At 72.9% G+C, this 5,763-nt stretch carries 4 protein-coding genes; 2 read left to right on the forward strand and 2 right to left on the reverse strand.

Annotated features, from left to right (window positions below; genetic code table 11):
• Positions 1-181: 181 nt before the first annotated feature.
• Together ACWDS7_RS45990 and ACWDS7_RS45995 are read right to left on the reverse strand one after the other, a co-directional pair.
• Positions 182-2,458 carry a family 2 encapsulin nanocompartment cargo protein terpene cyclase gene (locus ACWDS7_RS45990; RefSeq protein WP_451934435.1) on the reverse strand — a complete coding sequence of 759 codons (2,277 nt, stop codon included), beginning with the start codon at positions 2,456-2,458 and terminating at the stop codon, positions 182-184.
• A 127-nt stretch (positions 2,459-2,585) separates the two neighbouring features.
• Entirely contained in the window at positions 2,586-3,539 is a 954-nt protein-coding gene (locus ACWDS7_RS45995) for an AraC family transcriptional regulator (RefSeq protein ID WP_451934436.1), read from the reverse strand.
• 64 nt (positions 3,540-3,603) lie between these two features.
• Between ACWDS7_RS45995 and ACWDS7_RS46000 the strand changes: the two genes are divergently transcribed.
• Entirely contained in the window at positions 3,604-4,137 is a 534-nt protein-coding gene (locus ACWDS7_RS46000) for a TIGR03086 family metal-binding protein (RefSeq protein ID WP_451934437.1), read from the forward strand.
• A gap of 99 nt (positions 4,138-4,236) precedes the next feature.
• Entirely contained in the window at positions 4,237-5,712 is a 1,476-nt protein-coding gene (locus ACWDS7_RS46005) for a YfbK domain-containing protein (protein ID WP_451934438.1), read from the forward strand.
• Positions 5,713-5,763 lie beyond the last annotated feature (51 nt).

The following is a 5,763-nucleotide window of genomic DNA, read 5'->3' on the forward strand; positions in this document are numbered from 1 at the left end:
CCCCAGCCGGGGTCGACGCCGGAGACGAACAGCGAGCCGCCGCCCTCCGCGATGGCGGCCAGCACCGGCTCCCGCACGGAAGATGGAGCGGATGCGGGCGGTGGCGTACTGGAGGTACGGGCCGGCGGGCCCCTTCGCATGAGAGCCCAGCCGGGCTCTCATGCGAGCGGGGAGGGTCCGGTCACATCTGGCCGGGCCGTCCGGGCCGGCCGTGGAACCCGCCGGCCCCGGCCGGGGCCGCGGCCCGCACCGCCGAGGTGCCCAGCCCCGTGGGCAGGAAGGACAGGACCGACGGCGCGCCGGAGGCCCGGCTGCGCCGGAGTTCGGCCTCGGTGTAGCGCGCGCACCTGCGGTGCCACTCCAGGATCCCCGACATCCACTCCTTGAGGTCGTCGGCGTGGCGGGTCAGGATCGCGCGGACCGGCCCGTCGAGGTTGAAATCCTCGAACAGCGCGGGCAGGCCGTTGGCGACGATGTGCTCGAACTGCCGCATCCGCGCCGCCATCAGGTCGGCCACGATGTCGCGGGCCTTCCAGCGGTCCACGTTCAGGAAGTTCTCCACCACCAGGACGAGGTTGTGGACCTCGCCCTCGAACTCGATCTCCTTCTGGTAGGAGAACAGGTCGTTGGTGAAGGTGGCGTAGTCCTGGGCCGCGGTGTCCAGCTCGCGCATGGTCCGGGTCTCGTAGAGGCCGGCCGGGACCACGTCCGAGTGCGCGAGCCGGGCCAGGCTCATCGTCATGTCCGAGCCGAACGTCCTGCGGCGCATCTCGATGTAGTCGACCGGGTCGGGGACGCGGTTCTGGGCCTGGTTGGCCAGCTCCCACAGCCAGCTGGAGGTCATGGCCTCGACCGCCCCGCGGAACTGCCGCCGGGCGGCCGGGGTCATCGGCCCCGCGGTGCGCCGCCACAGGTCCGCCAGGCCCCGCTCGATCGGGCCGACCGGCTCCGGGACGGGCTCGCCGTCCAGCGGCATGAACGCCGACAGCCGGTCGTTGCAGAGCTTCGCGGCCACGAGGTCGCGGCCCGTCCCGAACACCGCGGGGAAGTAGTCGTCGCCGTAGGTCCCCCAGGCCAGCCAGTCCGACGACAGGTTGAGCTGTTCGGGGCTCGCGTCGGCGTGGATCATCGCGGCGCAGTGCGCGAAGTCGAAGCCGGCGAAGCGCCGCTCGTCCCATAGCCCGCCGTGCCCGGTCCCCGGGACCGGGTCGAACATGCCCATCCGCCGCGCCCAGCCGACCGCGTAGCGCCGCGCGGCGTCCAGATGGGGGCTGGTGCGGACCGGGTAGGGCATGTAGAGGTCGGGCAGCGGCAGATGCCCCACCGGCTGGAACGGGACGTAGGAGTGCTGCTGGACCCTCCGCCGCAGGCCCAGCGCCGCGGGGGAGGGCAGCGGCCGGACGGCGGAGGTGCCCAGGCCGGTCGGGCCCCCCAGCACGCCGGGGGAGCCCGAGACGGCGCCGTCGTTCATGTAGCGGCTGGACCGGGCGTGCCACTCGTGCCCGCCGGACTGCCAGTCCTGCAGGCCCTTGACGTAGGCGGCCACCCCGCCCTGCTCGTGCGGGGGCACGGCGTGCTCGGCCAGCAGGGCCGGGACCTCGATCAGCGCCGTGTTCTCGAACTGCTGCAGCCGGGAGGTCAGCAGGTCGTTGACCATCTCGGCGGCCTCCTGTGTCGAGCAGCCGAAGAACCGCTCGAAGACCAGCACCGCGTTGGAGTTCTCGCCCTCCTCCTGCACCTCGCGCTGGTAGGAGAACAGGTCGTTGCGCAGGTGCACCGCGTCGGAGAAGGTGTCCGACAGGACCCGCATCGGCCTCGTCCCGGCGAGACCGTCGGGGATCTCCGCGCCGACGGCGTATTCGACGAGGTTCGCCGACCAGGGCGCCCCGCCGACCCTCCGCCGCATCTGCACGTATTCGATCGGGTTGGCGATCCGGCCGCGGTCGATGTTGTCCAGCTCCCACATCGACTCCACCATCAGGTTGTGCGTGCTGGTGATGAAGCGCCGCCGCCACCCGTGTGACATCGCCGGCACCGTGCGCTCCCACAGGTCCCGCAGCCCCGCCTCGGCCGGGTTCTCCGGCTCCGGCGGCGCCTGGCCCTCCGCGGTCATGAACAGTTCGAGGCGGTCGAGATAGGCCTGCGCCCCCGGGAGGTCGCGGGAGTGCTTGAACTCCTCCAGGAAGTGGTCGTCGAAGAAGAACACCCAGACGTACCAGTCGGTGATCAGGTCCAGGGCGGGGCCGTCGCAGTCGGGGTGGGTGTAGGCGCACATGAGCGCGTAGTCCATCCTGGCCAGCGCCTCCTCGTCCCAGACGACGCCGCCGCCGGGTTTGGGGGCGTCGAGCATGCCCATCCGCCGGGCCCAGGCCATGCTGTGCTCGCGGGCGCGCTCCAGGTGGGGGTTGAGCCTGGCCGGGTAAGGCATGTAGAAGTCGGGCAGCGTGAAAGCCTGCATGAACGTGCCTACTCTCTCTCGGGCCGACTGGCGCGCTTCACCAAAGGTGATGGCGTCGACACTTAAAGTAGTGTGTCGCGGTGCCCGGCCGGAAGGTGTCTCCCGAACGTCTCCCTCCGCCGCGGGCTCAGCCCGGCGGCCCGGCCGTCCGCCCGGCCGGCGCGGTGCCGCCGGCGGGGCGCGCCGAGGGACGGGCGGGTACGGCGGAGCGGGCGTAGGCGGTGGGGGACATGCCGACGACCGAGGTGAAGTCACGGGTGAGATGGGCCTGGTCGCTGTAGCCGAGTTCGGCCGCCAGGCGGGACCAGTCGGTGGCGGCGCTCGCGCGCTCGGCGGCCTCATGGATGCGGTAGCGGCGGATCACCCACTTCGGGGAGACGCCGACGTAGTCGTTGAACAGCCGCTGCAGGGTCCGCACGGTCAGGCCGTGCCGGGCGGCCAGGTCGTCGACGCGGGTGATCCAGGGGCTGTCCACGATCCCGGCGACCATGGCGCCCACCCGTTCGGCGACGGGATCGCGGGGCGGCAGCCGTGCCAGGAGGAAGGCGTCCAGCAGTGCCACGGCCCCGGCGTCGGAGGCGGCGAGCACGGCCGTCGCGGTCGCCTCCGCCGCGGGGCCGAAGACCTCCGAGACGGGTGGGAAGCGGTCGGTGAGCGTGGAGACCGGGGCGCCGAGGAAGGGGCGGAAGCCGCCGGGGCGGAAACGGGTGGCGGCCACGACGCCGGTGCCGGTCAGGGTCTCCAGATAGTCGCCCGTGATCACTCCGGCGACCCGGGAGCCATGCTCCTGGAAGACGAGGTTGACCGACGGATGCGACACGACCCGCTGCTCGTACGGTTCCGTCAGGTCCCAGCGGATGATCCAGTGGTGCTCGACGAAGGGGGCGAGCGAGGGATGGCAGGCGTGGCGCCCGTAGCCGAAGCGGGCCGCGCCCGCGTTGAGGATGCCCCGGGTGTCGCCGGCGGGGGTCACCACGGGGCCGGGAGGGGCGGAGCCGGCTGCGCCTCCGGCGGCGCGCGGTGCCGTGCCCGGGATCCCGGCTCCCGGGCGTCCGGGAGCCGGCCCACGATGCACGCGCATGCTCAGGGATCATATGTCGTGTTTTTTCAAGACGGCCGGGGGTCCGCGGGAGACCATGGCCGTCATGAACGAACTGCTTTCACGCGCCGTCACCCGCACCGCGGCCGTCGTCGGCGGGATCCGGGAGGACCAACTGGACTTGCCCACCCCGTGCACCGAATTCGACGTGCGTGCCCTGGTCGGGCACATGTCGTGGGTGGCGGTGATGTTCGAGGCGCTGGCGCGCAAGGAGCAGGCGCCGCCCGAGGACGCCGACCACACCTCCTTCGGCAGCCGCGCCGCGGGGATGGTCGCCGCCTGGTCGCGGCCGGAGTCCTTCGAGGGGACCAGCCCCACGATGGGGATGCCCATGATCACCGTCTATCAGATGGGCCTGGGCGACATGGTGATCCACGGCTGGGACCTGGCCAGGGCCACCGGGCAGGACTACGAGGTGGACGTGGAGACCGCGGAGGCCGTGGCCGCCTTCGTCGAGCGGATGGCCCCGCAGGGCCGGCAGGCGGGGATCTTCGGTGAGCCGCCGGCCGTGCCGCGGGACGCCCCGCCGTTGGAGCGGGCACTGGCGCTCAGCGGCCGCGACCCGCACTGGAAGCCCTGATCACGGGCCGGGAACGGTTTGCGCTCGCTTGGGTGAAGTGTCCGGCCCCCTGGCGGGGCGGGTCGTCGTAGGGGATGACACGCATCCTACGGAGGCGCCATGAACCCGCGCACGTTCGCCATTGCCCTCGCCGTGATCGCCCTGCTGCTCGCCGCCGCCTGCGGTGGATCGGAGAGCAGCGGCAAGCCCGCGACCAGACCGAACAGCGGCTCCGGACCGGCCGTGCCGTCCCTGGCGCAGGACCGGGACGCCGCGGCCGCCGAGGAGCGGGACACCACCGCCGACCAGATCTCCACCTTCGCCCTCGACGTGGACACCGCCTCCTACGGCTATGCCAGGCGGACCCTCCAGGAGGGCAGGCTGCCCGAACCGGACCGGATCCGCCCGGAGGAGTTCGTCAACTCCTTCCGGCAGGACTACCGGGAGCCCGGCGGCGACGGCTTCACCGTGCACATGGACGGCGCCCGCATGTCGGAGAACGGCGCCGCGCTGGTCCGGGTCGGCCTGCAGACCCGCGGGGCGGACCCGGAGGCGCGGCGCCCGGCCAACCTGACCTTCGTGGTGGACGTGTCCGGCTCGATGGGCGAGCCCGGCCGGCTCGACCTGGTCCGCGAGGCCCTGCACAAGCTCGTCGACCAGCTCGGGCCGGGGGACCAGGTCTCCATCGTGACCTTCAGCGGCCAGGCGCGGCTCGTCGTCCCCATGACGCCCGCGACCGGGACGGAGCAGCTGCACGCGGCGGTGGATCGCCTCGCCGTACAGGATTCGACGAACCTGGAGGCGGGGCTGACCAGCGGCTACGCCGAAGCGGCCCGCACCTTCCGGCCGGTGGCCACCAACCGGGTCATCCTGCTGTCCGACGGGCTGGCCAACACCGGTGACACGAGCTGGCAGGGCATCCTCGACCGGGTGGGGGAGTCCGCCGGCCGGCAGATCACCCTGCTCTGCGTCGGAGTCGGCCGTGACTACGGCGACCAGCTGATGGAGCAGCTCGCCGACAACGGCGACGGCGCGGCGGTCTACGTCAGCTCGGCCGACGGCGCGCGCAAGGTGTTCGTCGAGCAGCTCGCCACCAACCTCGACCTCCGGGCCCGCGACGCCAAGGCGCAGGTCGTGTTCAACCCCTCGACCGTGGAGTCCTACCACCTGATCGGCTACGAGAACCGCCGGATCGCCGCCGAGGACTTCCGCGACGACACCAAGGACGGCGGCGAGATCGGCCCGGGCCACTCGGTGACCGCCCTGTACGAGGTACGGCTGCGCAGCGGCGCCTCCGGCCAGCTGGCCATGGCCACGGTGCGCTGGCAGGACCCCGACACCCGGGGCCCCGGCGAGACCAGCCGGTCCCTGGAGTCGGCCGACCTGTCCCCCTCGGTCTGGCGCGGGACCTCGCCGAGGTTCCAGGTGGACGTGGTGGCGGCGGCCTTCGCCGAATACCTCCGGACCCGCGAGTGGACCGCCGGGGTGGGGGCCGGGGAACTCGCCGGGCACGCCGCGCGGCTGGCCTCCTCCACCGAGGACGCCGCGGTGTCCGAGCTCGCCGGACTGATCGGCCGGGCCACGTCGCTGGGCTGACGCCCGCCGCCCCGGGCGGCCCCGTCAGGTGCCCGACCTCGGGCAGCGGGC

The organism is Streptosporangium sp. NPDC003464, assembly GCF_053588315.1.